The sequence below is a fragment of the Mycolicibacterium elephantis DSM 44368 genome (assembly GCF_004014805.1).
Classification (GTDB): Bacteria; Actinomycetota; Actinomycetes; order Mycobacteriales; family Mycobacteriaceae; genus Mycobacterium; species Mycobacterium elephantis.
In genome coordinates this window covers 107,907-132,492 of sequence record NZ_ATDN01000012.1, presented here as the reverse complement: position 1 = coordinate 132,492, position 24,586 = coordinate 107,907, and the positions used below count along the sequence as shown (strand labels likewise).

The 24,586-nt window shown below is 68.0% G+C and carries 18 protein-coding genes and 2 pseudogenes; 11 read left to right on the top strand and 9 right to left on the bottom strand.

Features of this window, described 5'->3' with window-relative positions; all coding sequences use genetic code 11:
- Positions 1-8: 8 nt before the first annotated feature.
- The 5 genes from sodC to MELE44368_RS10200 are packed head-to-tail and all read right to left on the bottom strand — an operon-like array spanning position 9 to position 5,754.
- Positions 9-878 carry a superoxide dismutase[Cu-Zn] gene (gene sodC / locus MELE44368_RS10220; protein WP_128108362.1) on the bottom strand — a complete coding sequence of 290 codons (870 nt, stop codon included), beginning with the start codon at positions 876-878 and terminating at the stop codon, positions 9-11.
- A gap of 59 nt (positions 879-937) precedes the next feature.
- Positions 938-1,954: an NAD(P)/FAD-dependent oxidoreductase gene (locus MELE44368_RS10215; protein ID WP_128108361.1), complete on the bottom strand. Its 1,017-nt coding sequence runs from the start codon at positions 1,952-1,954 to the stop codon at positions 938-940.
- Positions 1,951-2,460, bottom strand: coding sequence for an isoprenylcysteine carboxyl methyltransferase family protein (locus tag MELE44368_RS10210; RefSeq protein ID WP_128108360.1), 510 nt, complete (start codon positions 2,458-2,460; stop codon positions 1,951-1,953). Before MELE44368_RS10210 ends, MELE44368_RS10215 begins: the two co-directional genes overlap by 4 nt.
- Position 2,461: 1 nt before the next feature.
- Complete coding sequence (locus tag MELE44368_RS10205; RefSeq protein WP_128108359.1) at positions 2,462-3,520, bottom strand: type III polyketide synthase; 1,059 nt, start codon at positions 3,518-3,520, stop codon at positions 2,462-2,464.
- A complete protein-coding gene (locus MELE44368_RS10200; protein WP_128108358.1) occupies positions 3,517-5,754 on the bottom strand; it encodes an MMPL family transporter in 2,238 nt (745 codons plus the stop codon). The genes MELE44368_RS10205 and MELE44368_RS10200 overlap by 4 nt, the downstream gene beginning before the upstream one ends.
- 86 nt (positions 5,755-5,840) lie before the next feature.
- On the opposite strand from MELE44368_RS10200, the gene MELE44368_RS10195 reads away from it, so the two are divergent.
- Entirely contained in the window at positions 5,841-6,485 is a 645-nt protein-coding gene (locus MELE44368_RS10195) for a DUF1361 domain-containing protein (RefSeq protein WP_128108357.1), read from the top strand.
- A gap of 66 nt (positions 6,486-6,551) precedes the next feature.
- Here the strand turns inward: MELE44368_RS10195 and MELE44368_RS10190 are convergent, their stop codons facing one another.
- Positions 6,552-7,286 (bottom strand): M15 family metallopeptidase, encoded by a 735-nt coding sequence (locus tag MELE44368_RS10190; protein ID WP_128108356.1) that lies wholly within the window; start codon positions 7,284-7,286, stop codon positions 6,552-6,554.
- Between the two features lie 180 nt (positions 7,287-7,466).
- Between MELE44368_RS10190 and MELE44368_RS10185 the strand changes: the two genes are divergently transcribed.
- The 4 genes from MELE44368_RS10185 to MELE44368_RS27060 all read left to right on the top strand — a co-directional run bounded on the left by MELE44368_RS10185 (position 7,467) and on the right by MELE44368_RS27060 (position 11,963).
- The gene (locus MELE44368_RS10185; RefSeq protein WP_082944459.1) at positions 7,467-7,931 is read left to right on the top strand and encodes a Crp/Fnr family transcriptional regulator; all 465 of its coding nucleotides are present in this window, start codon (positions 7,467-7,469) and stop codon (positions 7,929-7,931) included.
- A 66-nt stretch (positions 7,932-7,997) separates the two neighbouring features.
- Positions 7,998-9,404 (top strand): WS/DGAT/MGAT family O-acyltransferase, encoded by a 1,407-nt coding sequence (locus MELE44368_RS10180; RefSeq protein ID WP_128108355.1) that lies wholly within the window; start codon positions 7,998-8,000, stop codon positions 9,402-9,404.
- Between the two features lie 535 nt (positions 9,405-9,939).
- Positions 9,940-11,202 carry a hypothetical protein gene (locus MELE44368_RS10175; RefSeq protein ID WP_234707932.1) on the top strand — a complete coding sequence of 421 codons (1,263 nt, stop codon included), beginning with the start codon at positions 9,940-9,942 and terminating at the stop codon, positions 11,200-11,202.
- Positions 11,203-11,606: 404 nt separating this feature from the next.
- Positions 11,607-11,963, top strand: coding sequence for a hypothetical protein (locus tag MELE44368_RS27060; RefSeq protein WP_241566550.1), 357 nt, complete (start codon positions 11,607-11,609; stop codon positions 11,961-11,963).
- A 49-nt stretch (positions 11,964-12,012) separates the two neighbouring features.
- Here MELE44368_RS27060 and MELE44368_RS10165 read toward each other — a convergent pair whose 3' ends face one another.
- Complete coding sequence (locus MELE44368_RS10165) at positions 12,013-13,596, bottom strand: DUF7937 domain-containing protein (protein ID WP_128108353.1); 1,584 nt, start codon at positions 13,594-13,596, stop codon at positions 12,013-12,015.
- 127 nt (positions 13,597-13,723) lie between these two features.
- Between MELE44368_RS10165 and MELE44368_RS10160 the strand changes: the two genes are divergently transcribed.
- Positions 13,724-15,415: a DUF7159 family protein gene (locus MELE44368_RS10160; RefSeq protein ID WP_164890078.1), complete on the top strand. Its 1,692-nt coding sequence runs from the start codon at positions 13,724-13,726 to the stop codon at positions 15,413-15,415.
- Between the two features lie 10 nt (positions 15,416-15,425).
- Here MELE44368_RS10160 and MELE44368_RS10155 read toward each other — a convergent pair whose 3' ends face one another.
- Positions 15,426-16,415: an ERCC4 domain-containing protein gene (locus MELE44368_RS10155; protein WP_128108352.1), complete on the bottom strand. Its 990-nt coding sequence runs from the start codon at positions 16,413-16,415 to the stop codon at positions 15,426-15,428.
- Between the two features lie 70 nt (positions 16,416-16,485).
- Between MELE44368_RS10155 and MELE44368_RS10150 the strand changes: the two genes are divergently transcribed.
- The 3 genes from MELE44368_RS10150 (at position 16,486) to MELE44368_RS27055 (ending at position 19,748) form a co-directional block, all read left to right on the top strand.
- Positions 16,486-17,517, top strand: a complete 1,032-nt coding sequence (locus MELE44368_RS10150; protein ID WP_128108351.1) for a patatin-like phospholipase family protein — start codon at positions 16,486-16,488, stop codon at positions 17,515-17,517.
- Between the two features lie 494 nt (positions 17,518-18,011).
- Positions 18,012-19,202, top strand: coding sequence for a neutral zinc metallopeptidase (locus MELE44368_RS10145; protein WP_277749991.1), 1,191 nt, complete (start codon positions 18,012-18,014; stop codon positions 19,200-19,202).
- Positions 19,203-19,421: 219 nt separating this feature from the next.
- Positions 19,422-19,748, top strand: coding sequence for a DUF4333 domain-containing protein (locus MELE44368_RS27055; RefSeq protein WP_241566549.1), 327 nt, complete (start codon positions 19,422-19,424; stop codon positions 19,746-19,748).
- 17 nt (positions 19,749-19,765) lie between these two features.
- Here MELE44368_RS27055 and MELE44368_RS27050 read toward each other — a convergent pair whose 3' ends face one another.
- Positions 19,766-20,278 (bottom strand): peptidoglycan recognition protein family protein, encoded by a 513-nt coding sequence (locus MELE44368_RS27050; RefSeq protein WP_128108348.1) that lies wholly within the window; start codon positions 20,276-20,278, stop codon positions 19,766-19,768.
- Between the two features lie 387 nt (positions 20,279-20,665).
- Here MELE44368_RS27050 and MELE44368_RS27595 point away from each other — a divergent pair.
- Positions 20,666-21,502: pseudogene (locus MELE44368_RS27595) on the top strand (serine/threonine-protein kinase); the annotation flags it as partial.
- Positions 21,503-22,644: 1,142 nt separating this feature from the next.
- A pseudogene (locus tag MELE44368_RS27045) lies at positions 22,645-24,582 on the top strand (esterase-like activity of phytase family protein); the annotation flags it as partial.
- Positions 24,583-24,586: the final 4 nt, after the last annotated feature.

Here is a 24,586-nt window from a genome sequence, read left to right as displayed (position 1 = left end):
AGCCGGGGTCACCCGCCCGGCTGCCCCTCCTCCGGGGTGGTCGGCGTCGTCGTCACCGTCGTGGTGGGTGTCGTCGTCGCCGGGCTCTCGGTCGTCGGAGTGGTGGTCTCCGTAGGCGACGTCTCCGTGCCCGGCGAAGTCTCGGTGGCCGGCGGCGTCGTCCCTGCGGGCGGCGGGACCGGGGCCGTCTCGGTGACGGTCGTCGTATCGGTGGTCGCCGGCGTCTCGGACGCGGGCGCCAGCACTCCGCACGCGACACGGCTGCCGGCGTCACCGGTGGCCAGCGTCTCGGCGTCCGGCCCGGGCACTCCGTTGACGGTGTAACGCGGGGGGATGTTGGCGAAGTTGTCGGGCAGCTCGTGCAGCATCAGCGCAGAGCCCTGCGGTCCGCGCAGGTCTTCGATCGTGAACGAATCGGAGGTGGCGACCAGGCGCGCCGAGCCGTCCGAGCGCACGTCCACCGGGGTCAGATCGCCGGCGGCGGGATGGTCGGCGCCCTGTCCGCGGGTGTGCAGGTGTCCGCCGGCGGACAGGAAGTCGCCGGGTTCGCCGCCGTCGGGGGCGACGGAGTTCGGCTCGCACTTGCCGATCGCGTGGATGTGGAAGCCGTGGAACCCGGGCGTCAGGTTGCTTCCCTCGGCGCTCTCCAGCGTGATCGTGGCGTAGTCGTCGGTGAACTCGATCGTCGCGTTGGCGACGGTGGTGCCATCGGCGGTCCGCAGCTCGGTGGTGAGCGTCTCGGCTTCCGGTGCGGGGCTGGTCGTGGTGGTCGTGGTGGTGGTCTGGTCGGCGGTCTCCTCGGCGTTGCAGGCACTCAACATGGCGATGGCGAGGGGTGCGGCGAGCGCGACGGCGGCGGCGGTTTTCGACTTGGACATGAGGGCGGCGTACCCGATTCAAGATCTTTCAATCGCCCGATTCCGCTCGCCGCGCGACCTCAGTCCGCGAGCTGGTTGACGGCCGCTGCGAAGACGTGCGGAAACGCCGCCGCCGCCGGCACGATCCGCGCCCGCACCGGCCGGTACGCACCGGCGTTCACCAGCGCCGACGTCAGCAGCCGGTAGCGCCGCGACATCCGCCGCCACTGCCGGTCGTACTCGCCGGGCCGGTCCGCGGCAACGCAGCCCACCAACAGCGAGGCGGCCTCGAACGCGATGCCGAGCCCTTCGCCGGTCAGCGCGTCGACGTAGCCCGCCGCGTCCCCGACCAGCAGCACTCGACCCGCCGTCCGCGTGCTGACCCGTTGCCGCAACGGCCCGGCGGCCAGGTCCGGGCCGTGCGCATGACCGGCCACCCGGTCATGCAGGGCGGCGAACGCGCAGAGCTGTCGATCGAACCCGCCGCGCTGCGACGTCAGGATCGCGACGCCGACGCAGTCGTCGGCGACGGGTGTCACGTACGCCTCGGCGCCGTGGGCCCAGTACACCTCCACGTGATCGGTCCACGGAGCCATCCGCACATGCCGGCGGATGCCCCACCGGCGCGGGCCGTGCGACGGTCGCGCCAGCCCCAGCGATCGGCGGATTCCCGAATGCAGCCCGTCGGCGGCGGCGAGGTAGCGCGCCCCCAGCGCACCCATCCGCACCGACGTCGAATCCTGCTTCACCGCACCGGCTTCCGCGAAGAACACCGGTACTCCGGCGGCCGTCACCGCGTCGCGCAGCGCGGCGTGCAGTGCGGTGCGGCGCACCCCGCGGCCGGGGCCGGAGCGAAACGTCGCGTCGACGCAGCGGTCCTCGTCCAGGTAGCGGATGCCGCGAAACGGCCGGCCCGGCGGGTCGATGCCGAGCCGCTCCAACTGGCGCAGCGTGTGCGGCATCAGCCCTTCCCCGCACGCTTTGTCGATCGGGCCGCGGCGCCGTTCGACGACGACCACGTCGAGCCCGGCGCGTGCGCCGTGCAGCGCGGTGACCAGCCCGGCCGGGCCGCCGCCGACGACCAGAAGGTCGATCACCTCAACCTCGCCAGCGCCGCGTTCTCGACCTTGATCCGGGTGCGCAGCAGCGCCGCGTTCAGCACGGTGAACACGACGGCGGTGAGCCACGCGGTGTGCACCAGCGGCAGCGCCACCCCTTCGATCACCACCGCGACGTAGTTCGGGTGCGGCACAACGCGGTACGGTCCGCGATCCACTCGCGAAGCACCCGGGACGACGATGACGCGGGTGTTCCACTGTCGGCCCAGCGTCATGATGCACCACCAGCGCAACTCCTGCGCGGCGATCACGAGCACGAGCATGGGCCAGCCCAGCCACGGGATGAACGGCCGCTGCAGCACAACGGCTTCGACCAGGCACCCGGCCAGCAGCCCGGTGTGCAGAGCCACCATCGCAGGGTAATGTCGTGCACCGCACTCGATTCCGCCGTGCGACCGGGCCCACGCACGGTTACGTTGCGCCACAATGAGTTCCGCGACGCGCTCCACCGCGACCGCGCCGATCAGCAGCACATACCAGACCATGTCAGTGCCAGCGCAGCAGGACCAGCTCCGAGCAGAAGCCCGGACCCATCGCCATCACGATCCCGGGGCTGCCGGCCGGCGGCTGCTTGTCGATGGTGTCGCGCAGAACGAACAGCACCGACGACGACGACAGGTTGCCGACCTCGCTCAGCGAGTGCCACGTCAGCTCCAGCGCGTCGTCGGGCAGCCCGAGGGTGTCGACGATCGCGTCGATGATCTTCGGGCCGCCGGGGTGGCTGACCCAGGCGCCGACGTCGTCGATCGTCAGCCCGTGTGAAGCGAGGAAGCCGGTGACGTCGTCGCCGAGATAGCGCTCGATGATGGCCGGCAGATCGGCAGCCAACACCAATTCCATTCCGTCCGAACTGATGTCCCACCCCATGGTCCGCAGCGAGTCGGGATAGAGGTGGCTGCGGGAATCGAGGACTTCGGGTCCGCGGGCGCGGATCTTCTCGGCGCGCCGCTCGCCGACGGCCACGACGGCGGCCGCCCCGTCGCCGAACAACGCGCTGCCGACGATGGTCGCCATCGTCGGGTTGACCTTCTGGCCCAGCGAGCACAGCTCCACCGACACCAGCACCGCGACGTCGTCGGGCGCGCCGCGCAGATAGTCGTGAAGCCTGGCCACGCCGGCCGCCCCGGCCACGCAACCCAACCCGAACACCGGCACCCGTCGCACGTCGGGGCGAAGCCCGATGCGCGTGGCGATGCGGGCGTCCAGCGACGGCACCGCGATCCCGGTGACCGTCGTCGTCAGAATCAGGTCGACGTCGGAGGGCGCCAGCCCGGCGTCCTGCAGCGCGTCGGACAGCGCCGAGGCCCCGAGTGCGACGGCGTGCTCGATGAAAGCATCGTTGGCGGCGCCGAAGTCGATCAGCATCGGGTAGTCCTCGAGCGGCACCACGAGGTGGCGACTGCGGACGTGCGCGCTGGCGTGCACGGCCCGGATCGCCGCTTCGTAGCGCTCCCACCCGGGATAGGTGAGCAGCGACTCGGTGATCTCGGCCTGGGTGTAGCGGTGCCGCGGTAACGCGCCGCGGACGCTCGCAAGGACGCTCATGTATTGGATACGGTTTCGGGGTCCGGTTGGTTCACCGCGCCGTGACCGTCGTTGAGACCGAAACGCTTGTGCAGCCGCGTCATCCACGCAGGCGCCCACCAATTCCACCGTCCCAGCAGGTGCATGAACGCAGGTACCAGCACCATCCGCACCAGCGTCGCGTCGGCGAGCACGGCCAACGTCAACCCCAGGCCCAACAGCCGGATGACCGACACGTTGGCGGCGATCAGCGCCGCGAACGAGATCGACATGATCAGCGCGGCCGCGGTGATGACGCGAGCGGTGCGCGCGACGCCGAGCGCGACGCTCTCGTCGTTGTCGGCGCGGGTTCTGCCGGACCCCGATGTCGCCGGCCGAGCGGCTCCGGACGCCAACCAGAACTCGCGGATCCGGGAGACCAGGAAGACCTCGTAGTCCATGGACAGGCCGAACGCGACGCAGAACAGCAGCACCGCGATGTTGGCGGTCAGCGTGCCGGTGGGCGTCGTCCCCAGCGCGCCGAGGTGCCCGTCCTGGAAGATCCATACCATGGCGCCGAACGCGGCGGTCAGCGAAAGAACGTTGAACGCCAACGCTTTCAGCGGGACCACGACGCTGCCGGTGAGCAGGAACAGCAGCCCCAGCATGATGACGGCGATCACGCCGAGTACCAGCGGCAACCGCGAGGTGATCGCGGCGACGCTGTCGCGGTTGATCTGCGCGGTGCCGGTGATGAGCACGGGCTGGTTCCCGGGGCCTGCCACGGCGTGCAACCCGTCGAGCTGGGCCTCGGAGCGGTCGGTGAACAGCGGAGCGGTGCTGTCGACGGTGAGGAACGCGCTGCCGTCGGCGAAGGCCGGCGGTGACACCGAGGCGACGTCGGGGACCTGCGCCAGTTCGGCCGCGTAGCGCTGCATCTCGCCGGGGCCGACGCCGGCGGCGTCGGGAATCACCACGGTGACCGTGGCTTCGAAGTTCGCGGCGAAGTCGTTGCGCAGCTGATCGCCCACTTGATGCGAGGACGCCGACGGTGGCAGGACGCGGTCGTCGGGGAAGCCCCAGCGCACGCCGAAGAACGGCACACCGAGCAGGATGAGCAGCGCGACGACGGCCAACCCGATCGGAACGGCGTGCGACATCACGAATTTCGGTGCGCGGTACCAGAATTGTCGCTCGACCGACCGCCGTAAGGGCGTCGGCCGCCGGAACATACGCCGTAGCAGCCGTCGTACATCGAACGCGTCGAACCGGTCCCCGAGCAGCACGATCGCCGCGGGCGTCACCACCAGAGCGGCGACCATGGTGAACCCCACGGTCGCCACGCCGGCGTACGCGAACGACTTGAGGAAGTGCATGGGGAACAGCGCCATCGCGGCCACCGACAGCGCGACCGTCGTCGCCGAGAACACCACCGTGCGGCCCGCGGTCGCCATGGTGCGCACCAGCGCGTCGTCGCGGCCTGCGCCATCGGCGAGCTCGTCGCGGAACCGGCTGACCATCAACAGCGTGTAGTCGATGGCCAGCGCCAGCCCCATGGCCGCGGTGAGGTTGAGCGCGAAGATCGACACGTCGGTGGTGAACGTGATGGCGTGCAGGACCGCGAGCGCACCGAGAATCGCGATCACGCCGACGGCGATCGGCACCGCGGCGGCCAGCAGCCCGCCGAACACCCATACCAGCACCAGGAAGCTGAGCGGGATCGCGATCATCTCCATCGTCAGCACGTCGCGCTGGGACTGCTCGGTGATCTGCACGTTGACCATCGCCACGCCGCCGGCTCGGACCGTGACGCCGTCGCGGTCCATGGCGATCTCCGACGACAGCTCCTTGGCGTACTTCTGCGAGTCGTTCTCCCCGCCGCGGATGCCGGCGATGATCAGCCCGGAGCCGCCGTCCCTGCTGATGAGCTGGGCCGCGGCCGGGGGCGGCGCGGTCCAGGCCGAGGTCACGGTCGCGACGTGCGGGGAGCGGTACAGCTGGTCGACGATGTCGGTGCCCACGGCGCGGGCTTGCGCGCTGTCGGCGCCGTCGGGCGCGGTGACGACGATGAGCAGCTGCACCTCGCCCTGGCCGAACTTCTCGGCGAGCAGGCGTGTCGCCTCGGTCGACTCCGAGGTGGGGTCTTGGAAACCGCACGCGCACAGTCGGTTTGCGACCGGGATGCCGAAGAGGGCCGCCAGAATCGTCGCCAGCGCGGCAACGGCGATGACGCGGCGCGGCGCGGCGAGGGCCAGTCGTGCGATCCCTTGCAGCACGCGGCGTCCTCTCAGTCGGGCTTCCTACCGCTAGTTACGTGCACAAAGGGTGAATGGTTCATCGATTGTGCTGGCAAGCTGCACAGATGACCTCGTTGTCGCGATACCTCCTGGGCTTTTCGCTGGTGGCCACGACCGCGTTGGCGATCATGCTGGGCATCACGGATCGGGCCGAGCCGCTGTACTACCCGACCGCGTTCCTGATCTGGAACCTCGTGTTGGCGTGGATGCCGATGTTCTTCGCGGCCGGTTTCGCCTTGGTGCGCCGCCGCGTCTGGCTGATTCCGCTGGGGCTGTGCTGGTTGCTGTTCCTGCCCAACGCCCCGTATCTGGTCACCGATCTCGTGCACCTGGACGACAACGCCGAACTGTGGCGGCACGTCCTGCAATACGGCGTGGCCGCGTGGACCGGCATCATCCTGGGCACCGTCTCGCTGTGGCTGGTGCATCGGCGGATCGAGCGCGAGGCGGGCGTGCTGGTCGGATGGGCGGCGGCGATCGTCTCGGTCGGGTTGTGTGCGATCGGCGTGGTGATCGGGCGGTTTCAGCGGTGGAACTCGTGGGACCTGGTGACGGACCCGAGGGCGGTGGCGACGTCGACGCTGGACTGGGTGCGCTCACCGTTCTCGTACGTGCAGTCGACCGGGGTGGCGATCGCGGTGGCGGCGTTCTTCGGGCTGGCGTACCTGACGGTGTGGTCGCTGTGCGCCTCCGGGCGCGAGGAGCCGTGACTGTGCCGTTTCATACGCCCCGCGCGGCGTGTCGCGTATGAAATCGCACAGTCGCGCCGGAGGACGTCACGGACGTTCGAAGTGCTGGTAGTCCTTGGGGGTTCGCCAGTTGCCGCCCCAGGTCCAGCCGCGGTCGGTGAACACGGCGACGGCGGGGTCGCCGTCGTGCAGCAGGCCGGGGTCGATGCGGCTGCGGTCCAGGTAGACCTCGGCGTTGGCGGGCTGAAAATCGCCGGCTGAGTCGATGTACGGGTTGAGCAGCGGGTTGATGTCGATCGCGCGGCCGTAGGCGTGCCACGACCACTGGCCGCTGCCGGGGATGTCGCGGCAGTTGAACGCCGAGGTGTTGTTGTCGCGCATGGACAACTCGTCGTCGGCGTTCGGATACGCCTCGACCGTGCGCATCTTCTCGATCGGATAGCCCAGCCGGTACAGCTCGTCGAAGATCGCGATGACGTCGTCGACCAGGTCCTCGTGCACGATCAGCGCCCCGCGGCGGGGCCGGTTGTCGAACCCGATGTGGTCGAGTTCCCCCCGCCGCAGCCGCTCCGGAGCCAGCGGACAGCCCGGGCGCCAACTCGGTCCGAGCTCGGCGGCGGTGACCGGGTGAACGGCGGGCCCGGCGGGCGTCGGCGTGGGGCTGGGCGGTGGAGGCGGGGGTGGCGGCGCCGGGACGCTGGTCGACGGCGGCGGTGGCGCTTCGGAGGCGGCCGGCGGCGGGGGCTCTGAGCTGCAGTGCGGCAGGACGACGGCGGCGGCGATCGCCAGCGTGGCCAGCCGCGTCCGGCGTCGTGCATGCATCTGATCCGACCGCTTTCGCCGGGGCGGATCCCGGCTGCGGTCAATCTACCGTCGGGGTGCGTCGGCGACTGTGCGGTTTTATCCGCCTCGCGCGGCGTGTTGCGGATAAAACCGCACGTTCGCGGGGCATTCACTAAGCTCCCGGTGGCAGCGAAAACATCGCGGATCGGGGATCACATGGTGGACAACCGCAAGTACGCCCGGGAAAGCGAGCAGGCCCGCGCCCAGGAGATCGAAGAGGACGCGCGCCGGCTGCGGGAGTTCGACACGTTCGCGAAGTTCTCCGACAAGGACCTCAAGCGCCTGGTGTCGGCGGCGCATCGCACGTCGACGTCGGGGCCGTGGCCGCTGATCCAGGAGCAGACGCCCTCGGATGCCTGCTACATCCTGCTCAGCGGGGAGGCCGGGGTGTACGTCGGCCATGACCGCATCGCGGTGGTGGGGCCGGGCGAGGTCATCGGCGAGTCGGTGCTGCGCGGATCGCTGCGCAATGCGACGGTGACGACGATGGGGCGCGCCTCGGTGCTGCACATCGCGCGCGACGATCTGCGGCGCCTGCTCGACGAGATTCCGGCGCTGCGCGAGACCATGGATCAGACCGTCGCGCGCCACGTCCCGGGCGCCTCACCCGACGGCTCCGGCTAACTGGTTCGCTAGCCGTCCACGCACCCCGACGTTTGACGGGAGTGTCAGCGCGGGTATCTCCCAGGGATGGAACGGCTTACCGCGTTCGACGCCAGTTTGCTCTACGCCGAGACGAGTTCGGTACCGCTGCATGTGTGTTCGATCGCGGAGCTGGACACCACGACGATCCCCGGTGGCTACGACTTCGACCGCATCCGCGACCATCTGGCGTCGCGAATGAGCGCACTTCCGGAGCTGCGAGCAAAGCTGGCGAACAGCCATCTGAACCTCGATCACCCGGTGTGGGTGGAGGACACCGAACTGGACGTGTCACAGCATCTGCACCGGATCGCGCTGCCCGCCCCCGGCGGGCGCCATGAGCTGAGCGAGGTCTGCGGACGCATCGCCTCGATTCCGCTGGACCGCGACAAACCGCTGTGGGAGATGTGGGTGATCGAGGGCGTCGGAGGCACGGACCCGCACGACGGCGGGCCGATCGCGCTGATGATCAAGGTCCACCACGCGGCGGTGGACGGGGTGTCGGCGGGCGATCTGCTCAACCAGCTGTGTGACCTGCAGCCCGACGCGCCGCCACCGGATGCGGTGGCCGGGCCGGGCGGCGCGCTGCCGTTGGAGATCGAGGCCGGGGGGTTGCTGCGGTTCCTCACGCGTCCGTGGCAGCTGACGCGCGCGGTGCCGGCGACGGTGTCGACGGTGGCGAGCACGATCGGCCGGGCGCTGAGCGGCCGGGCGATGGCGGCGCCGTTCAAAGCTCCGGCGACGGTGTTCAACGCCGAGATCACCGGGGACCGGACGCTGGCGTTGGCGCAGCTGGACCTGGACGACGTCAAGCGGGTGAAGGACCGGCACGGCGTGAAGGTCAACGATGTGGTGATGGCCTTGTGCGCCGGGGCGCTGCGCGGGTACCTGGAGGGCCGAGGGGAGCTACCCGACAAGCCGTTGGTGGCGGTGGTCCCGTCGTCGGTGCGCGAGGCGTGGGACCGGCCGGGGCGCAACCAGTTGTCGGGCATGTTCTGCAACTTGAAGACGCACATCGCAGATCCGGTCCAGCGGCTGCTGGCGATCGCCGAATCAAGCTCGCGCGCAAAGGAACACAGCGCAGAGATCGCACCGACGCTGTTGGCGGACGTGACCCAGGCGCTACCGCCCCCGATGTTCGGGGTGGCGTTCGAGGTGATGTCGCGGACGCCGTTGAAACGCACGCCGATTCACAACGTCGTGATGTCGAACGTGGCAGGGCCGCAGGCCCAGCTATACGTCATGGGGGCCGAGCTGAAATCGCTCTACCCGCTCGGCCCGATCTTTCACGGCTCCGGTTTGAACATCACGGTGATGTCGCTGAACGGCAAGCTCAACGTGGGCATCATCTCGTGTCGTCAACTGGTGGACGACCTGTGGGACTTGGCGGACCGGTTCGAAACCGAGTTGGATGCATTGGTGAGCGCTGAAATACGGGGTGCGCCTTCCACGTAAGCAGTCTGCTCACTTCACGTCGCCGAAAGACTAAGCGATCCGCTCAGTTTCAGCGAACGGCGGGTGGCTAGGCGGTGTCGGCGCGTCTCTGGCGCTGGAGCCTGGTGTGGCGACTGCGGTCGGCGGCCGGCTGATCGCGAAGGTGGGTGAGTGCGAGCCGGTAGGCAGATGTGCAGCTCGGGTCGGGGTGGGCGCCGATCAGCCTTGCGAGTGACGCCACCGGGCGGTACTCGAAGAGGGCCAGGATCCGAGATTCAATATTTGCGAGCATGGCGTGTCTCTCATCTGCCGGTTGAAGCACAGTAGACGCCCGATTTCCCTGTGTGTCAATAGCTTTAGACGGCACCTGTGGAGCGCCGTCTCGATTCGACGGCAGCTGGCAAATTTGGTGTTCGGAGCACGGCAACGGGTGAGAGACAATTGACGGGTGTTACCGACCCGTTCGACGTTGGAGAGCTGGAGGCCCGACTTGCTGCGTGCGGCGTCGGCCTCCGTCGGTGCTGCTGGTGATGCGGTACGGGCCGCGGTGTCGAGTGTGGACGACGCTTGCGGGCGGCTGCCTGAAGCGCGCGCGTGGGCGGGAACTGCACAGAACGCCGCAGAAGAAATGTTCGGCAGGGCCGACGTTGTGGCCGAACAGTTCTCAAATTATGCCGACGCAGTAGCGACTGCGATAGGTGACGGCGCCGCATTGCTCGACAGCGTGCGCGGCGAGTTGTTGGCCAAGGCCAACGAACTCGACGCCGGGCCGCTGAACGTAACTGACTCGTGGGTAGTGCAAATTGATTCCAGGTATGTCTCCGAGGAGGAGATGGCGGAATTGCAGACGTTGGCCTTGCGCGAGCAGGAAGCATTGAATGCAATGCTGATCGCTGTGACCGAGGCGGATGATGCGATGGCGGACGCGGTTTTGAACGCGGGCAAGGGATTCGGGTTCGTCGAGCCGGGACCGCCCACTGACGTCGGTGACATGATGCTCGCGACGGCGTCGCGACCGGTCGATCGGGTGCCGGATCCCCGCACGATCGTGGGCGCCCTCGGCCAGGCGGCGATCCGGTCCGTTGATCAACAGCAAAATGTGCGCGAGGTCATTGAATCGACCAACGAATACGGCGAGGAGATGACCACCGTGACCAAACAGGACGGAAGCAAGGCCGTCGCCACGCGCATGGATCCCTTTGAATGGCCGAGCAAGTTGAACTTTTACCAGATTGAAGAATTTGACAAATCCGGTGACTTTGTCGGCAGAACGAGCTCTTGGCATGACATGGGAAACGACTGTGACTACACCTCATTCGCCTACGCCGACGGGTCAAACCTGTCGATATCGATGGACCCGACCGGACATGTAACCGTCGGTTTCACCTCCGCGGACGGGCGGCACAGCGCGGTGCCCGTCGAGCTGATCGACGACATCTCGTTGGTGACCACTTCACACATGTCCGGGTTGGAGAAACACATCGCCCGCGGCGGGTCGATGCCGATGGTTACTGCCGAGTCAGTTGACAGGATCGGCAAGACGATGAAGTTCGGCGGCCCCGTGGTGACGGTCGCGACGACGATCTTCGACATGGTGATGGCCGATTCGCGTCACGACAGATGTGTCGCGCTGGTCGCCGGGGCCGCCGGCGGTCTCGGCGGTTGGGGCGGCGCGGAGGCTGGTGCGGCGGCCGGTGCCGCGACTGGACCGTTCGCGCCACTTCTCGTTCCACCTTTCGCCATCGGCGGCGCATTTTTCGCGGGGCTCGGCGGCCGCGAGTTGGGCAAGTTGGTCGGGGACGTGGTGTGTCCCTACTAGAGCTACCGGAGCCTCCGGGCTGGCGTGGTGGGCGTCGGTTCCTCGTGGTGATCGTCACGGTAGGCATCGGTGTCGCAGTGGGCTTGGCCTGTCTGGGTGTGGCGGCAGTCGGCCGTGGAAGCTACTTGACGGCGGTAGTTTTCATTGGGTTGGCCATTGTTTGGCTGCTAGGAATGACAGCGATAGCATTGGTCGGGTTCGGCCGAACCACTGCGCGGACCACAAGTGATGCAACGGGTTTCACCTTGTGGCCGGATCGACGGTTCACCATCATCTGCCTCGTGTCGACCGTGCCGACCATTTCGAGCTGTCTACCCTTAGCGGTCTTCGGACCGTTCGGCGTCATCGATATGCCCGACAGCCGTTACTTGCGAGGGGTCTTGCCTGGTCTGGCAGGATTCGCTGTGTTCACGACGATCTTGGGCTTGGTCACCGCCTGGCGTCGCAAGGGAATCGGACACGTCAAGCTGACGCCGAGCGTGGTCGAGAACGCTGACGTCCTCAAGATTCGGGTGTTCGACTGGGACGACGTGGTCGACGTCGCCGACCATGCGGAATCGAAGAAGGCGCGTCGCGCAGTGGTGCTTCGGATGCGCGACGGCCACGAAGAGATCATCACGATCGCCGACATCTATCTGCCCCGCGGGGCCGCGCTGTACTGGTTGGTGCGCCACTACTGGCGCCATCCCGAGGATCGGGCAGAGCTGGTGGACGGCCGCGCGGCGGAGCGGTTGCGCGACGGCCGATTCGACCTGGAGTGATTTCGGCGCGCTGATGCCCCCTCAGGGTGCATGAGCGCGCCGAAATCGCCTAGGGGTCGCGGCGCTGGATCCGCAATCCGGTGGTGAACTGCTCGGTCTCCGGCGCGGGCAGCACGGTCGTCGAATCATCCTTGAGCCGAACGATTCTCGGAGGTGCCGCCGGCTGAGGCTGGGCGACCGTCGGCGGCTCTGGCTCCGGCTCCGGTGCGGTGACGCGCGCTTCGCGGCGGCGCATCAGGTAGCCCGCCAGCGGACCGGTGAACAGCATCACGAGCAGGACCGCGAGGGACAGCAGGCAGATCACCACGTCGAACGTGCTGGTGATCTGCTGGGCGAGGTTGTTGCCGTAGAGGGCGTCGGGCGACGCTTCGGCGTACCGCGGGGCGAGCGCGACGCCGATCGCGATGTTGGCGACCGTGAACACGAACAGCAAGGCGCTGAACGCCGCCATGACGGCCGGCGAGGTCTCGCCGCGGGCGAGCTGGCGGTGCAGCCACGCCGCGATGATCCCGGCGAACAGGTTGAACGCCGTCATCGCCACGCTGTCGTACAGCGCGCGGGGCAATTCCAGCGACGCGGCGATCACGAAGTCGACCACGCGGCAGACCGCCGCGGCGAACGCCCAGAACGCGATCAGCGTCAGGCACTTCTGCGCGGCGGAGCGAAACGCCCCCAGTGTCGGCGGCTTGACGAGGAAGACGGTGTACAGCGTCGTCGGCGCGACGATCGCCGCGGCGGCCGCCCAGAACAGATAGCCCTCGTAGCCGACCGCCGCCGTCGAGGTGTTCTGCGCGATGCCGTGAAACGCGTCGATGTCGCGGCCGATCGGAAACACCCACACGAGCGTCGCGGCCAGCCCTGCCGACGCGCCCAGCGCGGTGGTGGACAAGCGCCCGGCGGCGGACTTCTCGGTCAGCCAGCGCGAACCGACGATCAGGGCGATCAGTGCGACGGCGCCGTAAAGCAGCGTGGTGACGATGACCGCGACGTCCTGGCCGCCGAACTCGTCGTTGGTGACGAACAGGTAGCGCAGCCGCCAGTACACGTTCCACGCGACCGACAGCGTCGCCAGCCCGATCGAGATCGCGCCGAGAATACGAGCGACGGAGTACCAGCGTCGAAAACGGTTGTCCTCGATCGTGATACTGGTGACCGGCGGCTGCGCGGCGAGCAGCGCGCCCGCGACGCCCAGCACCAGGCCGGGCCCGACGCCCGGCGGGACGATGCCGGTGCCGCCGTCGCGCACGGTCTCGAACAGGTGGTACCCGACGAAACCGACCGCGACGACGAGGTAGGGCAGGCAGACGAACAGCCGGATTCGGCTGAGCAGGCGCACGTCGAGCTGCGGGTTGGTGAGCCGCAGCGGCCCGATGTGTGCGTCCAGCGCGGCGGTGACGGCGAGCGCGGTCACGACGATGACGACCGCCCACCACGTGTGTTTACTGCCAGGGACACCGAATCCGAAGTCGAGATTCCATGGCAGCAGCAGCGCGAGGAGCAACAGGACGACCGCGACCGCGTCGCGCACCCTGTTGGTGCGGACGGGCACGTAGCCGGCCTGCGACGACCGGCCGCCCCCGCCCATGGCGGTGGTGGGCACTGCGACGGTGGCGTCGTAACGCGGGTCGCTCACGTGCCGATTCCTCCTTTAGGGACATGTTGCGCTTCAGCGTGCTCACTTTTGCGTCGCGGCACAAGCGAGACGGTAGAGGGTAACTTTGGACGGTCGTGGCAGGCAGGAGAATGGCGAGGGTGAACTGGTGGACGTAGTCCTCGGGGTGGCGGTGACCGGGCGGGTCGCTCGGCTGGCGCTGGTCGGCGCGTCGGATGCGCAGGTCTACGACCAGTACGCGCTGGATCTGCCGGACGACGCGCTGACCGATCTCGGCGACACGATCGTGGGCACGTACCGCGCGGTGGCCGACTCGGGTAACCGGGTGGCCGCGACGCGGCTCTGTCTGCCCGACGCCGCGCGGGCCGAGACGCTGCGGCAGGCCGTGCTGGACGCCGGGGTGCAGAACGTCGAGGTGATATCGGAGGCCGACGCGGCCGCGGCGCTGGCCCGCAATACCGGTGCGGACGCCGCGTTGCTGCTCGCTGAGGACGACACCGTGTCGCTGATGGTGGTCGGCGAAGACCAGGAGTCGACGTCCGCGCTGGCGTCGGTGCCGATCGGGGCGGCCGGTGCGGCCGTCGCGTGCGCTGAGGTGTTACGGCAGGTGCCTGACGAAGGCGTCATGCGGATCATGTTGGTCGGGCAGCGCCTTGACCTGGATTCCGTTGCGGCAGAGCTCAGTTCGACGACACCGGTGGAGCTGCCGCCGGACGCGGGGTTCGGTATCGCGCGGGGTGCGGCGCAGACGGCACCGGAGTCCGGGTTCCCGGCGGGTGCGGCGACGCAGATGGCGCCTGCGGCCGGCGAGGCGACGCAGATGGCGCCTGCGGCTGGCGAGGCGACGCAGATGGCGCCCGTGGCTGGCGAGGCGACGCAGATGGCGCCCGCGCCGGATCCTGCGGCGGTGGGTCCGCAGCTGGCGTACTCCCAGGAGGAGCCGGGCGAGTACGAGCTGCCCTTCGAGTCGCTCGAGGAGTACGTCCCGGAACTGGAAGACGAAGAGGCCTACACCTCGATGATCGCGCCTCCGCCGCCGCGGACGCTGTTGATGGGCAGCGCGCTGGGCTTCGTCGTGGTGAGCTTCGCGGCGCTGGCGGCATCGGTGGCGATCGCGGTGCGGCCGGTGGCCGACGTGTCGGCGCAGCCGCCACCCCCGGCGCAGGCGCAGGCGGAGACGGTGCCCGGTCGATACCTGCCGACGGTGCCGCATGAGCCGGACCCGGTGGCGTTGCCGGTCGCGGTGGTGTCACCGGCGCCCGAGGCTCCGCGAGGAACGGGTGTGCTGATGAATCGGGGCCCGAACCGCGTCGTTCCGCAGGTTCCGGCACCGCAGGTGCCGGCGCCGGCGCCCGCTCCGGTCCCGAACGTGCCGGTGGTGCCGGTCGTTCCTGTGCCGCCGCCGTTCAACCCGTTCCCGACGCTGCCGACGTGGACGACGACGGTGACGACGTCGGTGACGCCGACGACCACCGCGACGACGCCGACGACGACCAGCACGGAACCGACGACGACCGAGACGACCACCAGCGAGGCGCCCACGACGTCGGAGCAGCCGCCCACCAGCGAGGCGCCCACGACGTCGGAGCAGCCGCCCACCTCGGCGCCCCCGATCGAATACTCACCGGTCACGCCCGCACCCGAGCCGCCGACGACGCAGGTGGTGCCGGCCTACACGCCGCCGCCTGCCGTTGCGCCTGCACCCGCCCCGGCCCCCGCGCCCGTCGCGCCCACGATTCCGGAGCTGCCGTCGAGCGGAGGCGGTTACGGCAGCGGAAGTGACAGTGGCAGTGGAGGTTCCGTCCAGGCGCCGGCGACGACGGTAATAGAGTCGCCGTAATTCGACCGACTCAGGTCAGGTCGTGGGCGTCGTGCCAGGCCTGCCAGATATCGGGGCGAAGCCGGCCGCGATCGGGCACCGGCAGCCCGGCGGTGCGGGCCCAGGCGCGGACCTCGGCGGTGCTCGGCCCGCGCTCCGCGGCCGCCGGGCTGTGGTTGGTGATCTCGATCGTGGGCGACGAGATACGCTGCAGTGCAGCCTGTTCAGCAATCGCCCACGCGTGTGCGGCGGCAAGGAACCGGTAGGTCCACTCCTCGGCGAGTTGGCGGGTCTCGCAGAATACGATCGGCACGTTGGGCCAGCGGACCTGAAGTTCGGCCAGCCCGTCGGTGACCACGGCGGGACGGACCCAGTCGAGCTTGAACACCTGTGAGTAGCGGTCCTCCACGACAACGGCCGCGCGCGGTAGCGCCGCCAGATCGGCGACCTGATAGCGCAGCTTGCCGTTGGTCAGGCTGGAGACCAGATCGGCCAGGGATTTGCGTTCCACGCCGGCGACCAACTGCCCGTCGACAACGAGTCCGTAGTCGCCGCACGGCAGCGCCTGCGCAACGGTGCTCACCTGCTGGGCACCAAACCGGTAGGCGTACCGCTCGTGTGAGTCGATCACGATCTGCAACCCGTCGATGCCCTGGGCGCGCGCGGTCGGGGTGCGCACGTTCGGACGCGCCTGCTTGCGGGTGCGCGGCGCCTGCCAGAAGACGGCGTCGCGGCCACGCGCGGTGGTGAACACCAGCTGCGAGCGGTTCTCCCTGGACCGCTGCACAATCACATCGATGGCTGCGCCGCGACGCTGACACGAGCGCAGCTCGACACGCTCGATGATCTCCGCGTCGGCGGGCCACTCGTCGAGGCTGACCGGGTGGCAATACAGCGCCTTGACCCGCGGCCACGTTCCCGACGTCCGAAACAGCAGGTCACCGCCGGGCTGGGGAAGCCGCAGCAGGTAAGGCAGCCGGGAATTCTCGTCCGGGTTGAGCGCGATGACCAACTCCGCCACACCCCGATTCTGCCCCAGCGCCGGCCCGTAACGAACGCCGGCTCGCAGCATCTCGTGTCAGGCTGGGACTATGGCTGAGAAGCGACTCGCGGACCGCCGTGCGGACCTCGTGCTGTCGGGCGGCGGGGTCAAGGGCATCGGGTTGGTCGGAGCGGTCGGCGCGCTCGCGGATGCGGGTTATGAGATCCAGCGGGTGTCGGGCACGTCGGCGGGGTCGCTGGTGGGGGCGGTGGTGGCCGCGGCGTCGCAGCGGGATCCCCTGACCAGCGAACAGTTGCGCGACCTCGCATTGAGCGTGCCGTATCGCAAGTTCGCTGACAGCGGGCCGATCGAACGGATCCCAGTGTTGGGCACGGCTTGGGGCTTGCTACGCGAAACCGGTGTCTACCGTGGCGATTTCGCTCACGAGTGGATCCGCGGTGAGCTGAAGAACCTGGGGGTCAGCACTTTTGGCGACCTCGCCGTCGACGACGATCATCTCCTGCCGGAGCGTCGGTACCGTCTGGTGGTCACGGTGGCCGACCTGACGAGCGGGCAACTGGTGCGGCTGCCATGGGACTACCGGCGGCTCTATGGCCGCGACCCCGACGAGCAGTCTGTGGCCGACGCGGTGCGGGCATCGATGGCGATACCGTTTCTGTTCCGACCCGTCACGCTGGAAAACGCTGCTGGACAACCATGCACGCTGGTCGACGGCGGCGTGCTGTCGAACTTCCCGATCGACTCCTTCGACCGCCCCGACGGCAAGGAGCCCCGTTGGCCCACATTCGGTGTGACGGTGGTTCCCTACCTTCCTGCCCCGGGGATCGAACAACTGATTCCCGGGCTGGGTCCGTTGAAGTTCCGGGGAACGACATTGCTGGAAAGCCTGATCACCACGATGTTGGTCGGCCACGACCAGGCACACCTCGACCAGCCCTGGGTGAAGGTGCGCGCCATCCAGGTGGACTCCACCGATGTGGGTGTGCTCGACTTCGGTATCGGCCGCCAGGATGCCGAAGCGCTGTACCAGCGGGGGTATTCGGCGGCGAGCACGTTCCTGTCCTCCTGGGACTGGCCGGCCTACCTCGATCGCTTCCGCAGGGCTCATCGGGTGGATTGACCTGCCGACACGTCACAGCGATGTCCGGCGACTTCGGCGCGCTAATGCCCCCTCAGCGTCCATGAGCGCGCCGAAATCGCTCCGTTGCCTCTTGGATTTTGCGGATTCCGATGGCTTGGCGGTGAGGCTCGCGGCAAAGTGGCTGACGAGGCTTCGAGGCGAAAGGGGGCTAGTGACCTGTTCAGTGCGGCGCGTTGCCCCCGAACCGCGGTCGATACCCGTCCTGCGCGCATCCCCTATCCCTATACGTGGGTAAGGGGGTGAGCTTGTCTCTCCGGTCGATAAGCGCCGTTGTGTGCGCACTTGTCGTTCTGGTGGGGTGCGCACCCATCAGGGTGGATGGCCGCGCGACGTCGATGCTCTTCAACCCGGATCGAGGCGGTGGCCTGCCTGTCACGGAGGGACCGAGCGGCCCGAGGCCGGTCGCACCACCACCCGTCGGCACCGTCGAGAATTCGGACCACGGTGCCGCCGATCTCCTGGCGCTGTCGGCCGTGAACGATATCGAGGAGTTCTGGCAAGAGCACTACGCCAAATATCTGCCCGGCGAGTTCCAGCCCGTGGCGGCACTGCTTTCCTACGACTCGGAAGACCCTGACAGCCCGACCGTATGCTTCATCAACACCTACGGTCTGGTCAACGCGATGTACTGCCTATTGGGTGACGTGATCGCCTGGGACCGAGGCGTACTCGTGCCCTTGGCGATCAAGTACTTCGGTGAGATGGGAGTCGTGGCCATCCTGGCCCATGAGTACGGGCATGCGCTGCAGTACATGGGCGGTCTGGTCGACTTGGACACCGACGTACTGGTGAGAGAACAGCAAGCCGACTGCTTTGCCGGTGTGTACCTGCGCTCTGTCGCGGCGGGCGACTCGCGTCGGTTTGAGTTGAGTACGGGCGACGGCCTCAACCGGGTGCTCGCCGGCCTCATCTACCTCCGAGATCCGGTGTCGTCGAGTTCGACGGGCGATGCGCACGGCTCCGCGCTGGACCGAGTCAGCGCTTTCCAGCTGGGATTCGCCGGAGGCGCCGACCAATGCGCCGCCATCGACCTCGCCGAAATCGAGAAGCGACAAGGGGATTTACCGCGGCAGCTGAGCAACGATGCCTACGGCGAACCCGTCCTGGACAGTCCGATCAACGAGAACACGCTGTCGCAACTCATGAGCGTGCTGAACGAGATATTTCAACCGACGAATCCGCCCACACTGTCCACCAGCGCGTCGGGCTGCGCGCCAGGTCAGGAGTCGGCGCCGACGTCATACTGCGACGCCGACAACGTCATTCACGTCAACCTCCCGATGCTGCGAGCGATCGGTGAACCCAAGAGCGAAGAGGAGGACGAGGTTCTCATCCAAGGAGACAACACGGCGCTGTCGATGGTGACGTCTCGTTACGCGCTGGCGATCCAACGAGAGCGGGGAGTCGATCTCGATACACCGGCCGCTGCGTTGCGGACCGCGTGCCTGACGGGCGTCGCGCAGGGCCGGATGACAGCGGAGGCGGGCTTCGATTTCGTGCTGTCACCCGGCGATGCCGACGAAGCGGTGGCCGGTCTGCTGACCAATCCCGTCGTCGCGAGCGACGTCAACGGTCGGCCGGCGCCGGCGGGCTTCACGCGGATACTCGCGTACCGAGTCGGCCTGTCGAGCGATGTCGACGAGTGCTTCCAGCGGTTCTCGTAGGACCGAAATGCTGAGTAGCCAGTCATGACAGGACCTCCAGAACAGCCGTGGTGGGCCCGGCCCGGTGGGGCCCCGCTGCGAGGACGGCCGCCGAGCGGCCCGCCGCCTTACGCGCGGCCGGTCACCCCGCCGCCTGGCTCGGTCCCGCCGCCCGCGCCGGTTCCGCCGCCGCCTGCGCCGGTCCCGCCCTCGCCTGCACCACCAAAGCGGTCACGACGCATGACCCTTCTATGGGGAGGCGCGGCGATCATCGCGCTCGAGGTGGTCGTCCTGATCGCCGTCCTGTGGCTCTTCGGGGTCTTCGAGCGAAGCTACGTGTTGGATGTGAACCAAGCCGAAATAGGCGTGCGGCAGATCCTCAGCGATCCGATCAACGGTTACGGCGCCAACGACGTATCCTCTGTCCGCTGCAACGGTGGCGTGGATCCAAAGGTTAAGCGAGGTAACAGCTTCATGTGTGAGGTGACGGTGAACGGCGCGCCCCGGCAAGTGCAGGTCGTTTTCCGTGACGACGCGGGCACATACGAAGTCGACGGCCCGCGGTAGGTCGCTGTGCTTGGCTGCTAGCCGGTGCCGGCTTCGATGTTCGCGACGATCTGAGCAGCCTGATCTCCACAGATCGGCTGCAGCTCCACCGGCCCAGCGGCGAGGAGCGCGTCGATACGGTTCTGTAGATCACCGGATGTCAGGCGAGCGTAAAGGTTGGCGCCCGGGCACGCGGTGTCGGAGCTTTCGTCTTTATGGCCACGAACGATGGTACTCGGGATGTTGAATTGCTGTGCGGCCCAGGCGAATGCAAGCGCAGCACCGTTCAGTTGCGCCTCGGTCACATCTTCCTGGTCGAAGTCGCCCTCACAAACGACGAGGAAGTGTCCGGCGGGGTTGTAACTCGTCGCGGTGTCACCGACAAGAGTCGGGTCTCGCAGCTGGTAGATGTGTCCGTTGCGGTCGACACTGAGGTGATAAGCGATGTCGATCCAGCCGTGCGTGTCCTGGTGATAGCGCTGATGCTGGCGCAACCGGGCGGGCGCGTTGCTGTTGTCGCCGAGTGCGACGGCGGTGTGATGGATCGTCATGCGGCTGGGGATCTGGGGTGTGCCGCCGGGACGTGGCGGCTTGGCGCCCCAGGCGTCACGGCACAAGATCACGTCGGAGACCGCGGCCGGCGATTGCAATGGTGCCGGCGGAGGGATCGAGGTCGCCGGCGGAGCGAGGCCGGCGGATGGACGCGGATTCGTGGATGGACGGGCTGACCCCGGGTACCCGGGCGGCGCCTCGCAGGCGGCCAGGGCAGCTGCCAGACCAGCCGTTCCCGCAAGTCGGAGCCACCGGCGACGGCTGAGTTCCGAACCGCCTCTCATCAGAGGTGCGTCCACAGAGGTGACGATACGTCCATCGGAGCGCATCTGTTTGCCCGTTGGAGGGGGTTACCGGGCGTCTCTCGCTTCGGTACCATTTCGGGCATGCCGCTGGGGGACGGTACCAAGTTTGCTGGATACACCATCGAGCGACAACTTGGAGCCGGTGGAATGGGCGAGGTGTACCTCGCCCAGCACCCACGATTGCCCAGGCACGACGCGCTCAAGGTGCTGCGATCCGACATCTCGTCGGATCCCGACTACGTGGAGCGCTTCAACCGGGAAGCCGACCTCGCATCGAAACTGTGGCATCCGCACATCGTGGGCATCCATGACCGCGGCAAGTACCGGGGGCGGCTCTGGATCTCGATGGATTTCGTGGACGGAATCGACGCCGGGCGCCTCCTGCAGGATTACCCCGACGGCATGCCGAGACAAGATGTGCTCGTCATCGTCACCGCGGTGTCGGCAGCCCTCGATTACGCACACGGTATGAACCTGTTGCATCGCGATGTCAAGCCCGCCAACATCCTGATCTCCGATGCCCACCACGGTGAGCGACGGATCTTGTTGACCGACTTCGGTGTTGCGCGCGATCTCACCGACACCGCGAGCGGATCCCTGACCGCGACCAACATGACTGTCGGCACGGCTGCCTATGCCGCGCCTGAGCAGCTGATGGGGCTCGATCTCGACGGCAGGGCCGATCAGTACTCGTTGGCGGCCACCGCCTATCACCTGCTGACCGGGGTGCAGCTCTTCCAGCACTCCAACCCGGCGGTGGTGATCGGCAAGCACCTCAACGAAGAGCCTCCCAGGATCAGCTGGGTCCGCTCCGATCTCCGACCGTTCGATGAAGTGCTGGCCCGCGCCCTGGCCAAGAGTCCCGACGAGCGGTTTACGACGTGCACGGACTTCGCGCGGGCACTCGAGCAGTCCCTGGAGTCCGACGATTACACGTCGACGCTGAGCCCGAACGCGATGGAAACCATGGTGGCGCCGGTGGCGACCCCGCCTCCACCGGCCACCCCAATGGTGTCCGCACCAGCGACCTCGTCGGCTGGCACGGGCCGCAAATTGATTGGGGTGGCGGTGATTTCGGCCGTCGTGCTCGCCGCGGTCGCCGTGGTTGCCTACTTCGCGCTGCAGCCGACCGACGAGGAGTCGAGCGCTGAGCCGTTCACGATCGCCGGCAAGGTCCGTCTGACTGACTTGGTCAAGACAACCGGGCTGCCGAGCGGCTACAAGTGCGCCGGCGCAGGCGATTACGGCGATATCAGTCCGAATGCGCCGATCATCGTCGAAGACGAGTCGGGAAAGCTGCTCGCCAAGGGGTCGATGCTCGGCAGCAGCTCCGACCGTGACGGGTGCCTGCTGAGATTCCACGTGAGTGATGTGCCGGCAGGGGCGCAGTTCTACCGGGTGCAGGTCGGCCAACACGAGATGAGCTACACGGAACAAGAGGCCAAGGCGGGCGTCGAATTGGTGCTCGGGACGATGGAACCCGATCCGACGACGGCTGCGCCGCCGCCAACACCGCCGCCCACCCGCACCGTCACCGTCACGCCTACCCCCGACGTGGAGAAGCAGAGCCTCGCGCGGTTGCAGGCCATCGCCCGCGATGACCGCCCATCGGTGTCGGCAATGCTCGCCGACCGGTGGATACCGCAGATCAGTTCCAAGCGGGTGGGTTTGGTGGCGAACGGCATCACGTGGGACAACGAGGCGATCCTCAACGAGCATTTGCGGCTGCGGAGCATGTACCCGGATGTGAAGCTGTTGTGGTCGGGGGACTGGTCGACATATGACGGGCGCAACTTCTGGGTGACTGTCGTGGGCCTGTGGTCGGACAATCCGTACGACGTGCTCGGCTGGTGTGTTGACGAGGGGTTCGACCGCGACAACTGCATCGCCAAAATCGTCAGCACCACGCATCCCATCGCGGGAAGCACCAAGCTGATGCCTGGGTAGACGTCGACAACCCCCTCGTTCCCTCTCGTTCACCCGGTGATCGCCGTTTGGCTACCTGTGCGCGCCAAGCTCACTCGACCCATCGGACAAGAGAAGAGGACGACGCCCCTGTGATGACGAACTCGGCTCGGGCCGTGGCCGCGGCAACGATAGCAGCGTTGGTGGTCGCCGGATGTTCGACCGCACAGAACGAGCCCGGCGAGACCCGCACCCCGAGGGCCGCCTCGTCGATCGACTTCAACCTGCCCGACGCGCAGCGTTATCACCGACTCGCCACCTACCCGGTGTACCTGAACAAGGCCACCGACGATCCGGTCGAAATGGAGACCGTCGCCGAGATCTCCACCGTCACCCCCGACGGCAACACCGTCATCTACACCGACGCCGCCGCCAAGCGCATCGGTTTCCTGGATATCCGCGACCCGGCGAAACCGGTTGGCCAGGGCACGCTTTCACTGGCCGAGCTGGGCAACGCCGATGACCAGCCCACCTCGGTGGCCGCCGTCGGCGACCTGGTGTTGGTGGTCGTCGACACGACCGGCGGCAACTTCACCGAGCCCTCGGGGCGGGTGGACGTCGTGCGCGTCAGCGACCGGACGCGCGTGCACAGCATCGACCTCGGTGGTCAACCCGACTCGATCGCGATCAGCCCCGACGGTGCGTTCGCCGCGGTCGCGATCGAGAACCAACGTGACGAGGAGTCCACCCCGCCGGGCGGTGAGGAGGGTGACTTGCCGCAGCCGCCAACCGGTTTCGTCCAACTCATCGATCTCACGGGCGAGCCGAGCGCGTGGACTGCGCGCCGCGTCGACTTCGACGTCGAGACCGCCCGAGCGGCAGGCCTCGAGACGCCAGAGGACCTCGAACCCGAATACGTCAGCATCAACTCCCGCGGACAGGTCGCGGTCACGCTGCAGGAGAACAACGGGTTCGCGATCATCGACGGCCGCACCGGCGCGGTGTCGCAGATCTTCAGCGCGGGAAGCGTCGTTGTCTCTGGGATCGACACCGTTGAGGACGGCGCGATCGACCAGACCGGTTCGATCCCGGAGACCCCGCGTGAGCCCGACGCCATCGGCTGGATCGGCGACGACCACGTCGCCACCGCCAACGAGGGTGACTGGAAGGGCGGCACGCGTGGGTGGACGATCTTCGACGCCAACACCGGCGAAGTGGTCTGGGACGCGGGCAACTCGTTCGAGCAGCTCGCCGTGCGCACCGGCCTGCACATCGAGAGCCGCGCCGAGTCGAAGGGGCCGGAGCCGGAAGGCTTGGCGGTTACCGAGATCGACGGTCACCCAACGGCGTTGGTCGCCTCGGAGCGCAGCAACTTCGTCGCCGCCTACGACGTCAGCGACGTGACCTCGCCGGCGTTCCGCCAGATCCTGCCCACCACACCGGGACCCGAAGGCGTGCTGCCCATCCCGGCGCGCAACCTGCTGGTCATCTCCTCGGAGGCCGACGAGGCCGACAACCGGGTGCGTGCCTCGGTCAGCGTCTACGGCTACGGCTCGGAGTACGCCGGGGCGGGCGGGCCGGCGTTTCCGTCGCTCGTGTCCGGCGACGTCGAGGGGGCGCCGATCGGGTGGGGCGCGCTGGGCGCGCTGAGCGCGGACCCGGGCGACGAGAACCGGCTCTATACCTCGCCGGACATCGCGGTTGGGCCGGCGCGGATCCTCGGGATCGATCTGTCGAAGGCGCCGGCGTTGATCGACACCGCGCTGCCGGTGACCGAGAACGGGCAGCCGGTCACACTCGACATCGAGGGCGTCTCCGCGCGGCCCGACGGCGGGTTCGTGCTCGCAGTCGAGGGTGAGGACGGCCCGGGCAACCAGCTGGTGTACGTCGCCGCGGACGGGAGCATCGAGCGGCGGGTCGGGCTGCCGGACGACATTGCATCCGAGGTGGGCGGCCAGGGCCTGGAGGGCGTGGCCATCGACGGCGACACCGTCTGGGTGGCGGTGCAACGCGAGCTCGAGTCCGATCCCGAAGGCGTCGCGCGGATCGGCCGATACACCCCCGAGCCACGACAATCGCATGGTGGTTCAACCTACG

Excerpts from the sequence above, each read along its gene's own strand:
- sodC (WP_128108362.1), bottom strand. The coding sequence starts at position 878 with ATGTCCAAGTCGAAAACCGCCGCCGCCGTCGCGCTCGCCGCACCCCTC.
- MELE44368_RS10210 (WP_128108360.1), bottom strand. The coding sequence starts at position 2,460 with ATGGTCTGGTATGTGCTGCTGATCGGCGCGGTCGCGGTGGAGCGCGTC.
- MELE44368_RS10205 (WP_128108359.1), bottom strand. The coding sequence starts at position 3,520 with ATGAGCGTCCTTGCGAGCGTCCGCGGCGCGTTACCGCGGCACCGCTAC.
- MELE44368_RS10195 (WP_128108357.1), top strand. The coding sequence starts at position 5,841 with ATGACCTCGTTGTCGCGATACCTCCTGGGCTTTTCGCTGGTGGCCACG.
- MELE44368_RS10190 (WP_128108356.1), bottom strand. The coding sequence starts at position 7,286 with ATGCATGCACGACGCCGGACGCGGCTGGCCACGCTGGCGATCGCCGCC.
- MELE44368_RS10180 (WP_128108355.1), top strand. The coding sequence starts at position 7,998 with ATGGAACGGCTTACCGCGTTCGACGCCAGTTTGCTCTACGCCGAGACG.
- MELE44368_RS10150 (WP_128108351.1), top strand. The coding sequence starts at position 16,486 with ATGGCTGAGAAGCGACTCGCGGACCGCCGTGCGGACCTCGTGCTGTCG.
- MELE44368_RS27055 (WP_241566549.1), top strand. The coding sequence starts at position 19,422 with ATGACCCTTCTATGGGGAGGCGCGGCGATCATCGCGCTCGAGGTGGTC.
- MELE44368_RS27050 (WP_128108348.1), bottom strand. The coding sequence starts at position 20,278 with ATGACGATCCATCACACCGCCGTCGCACTCGGCGACAACAGCAACGCG.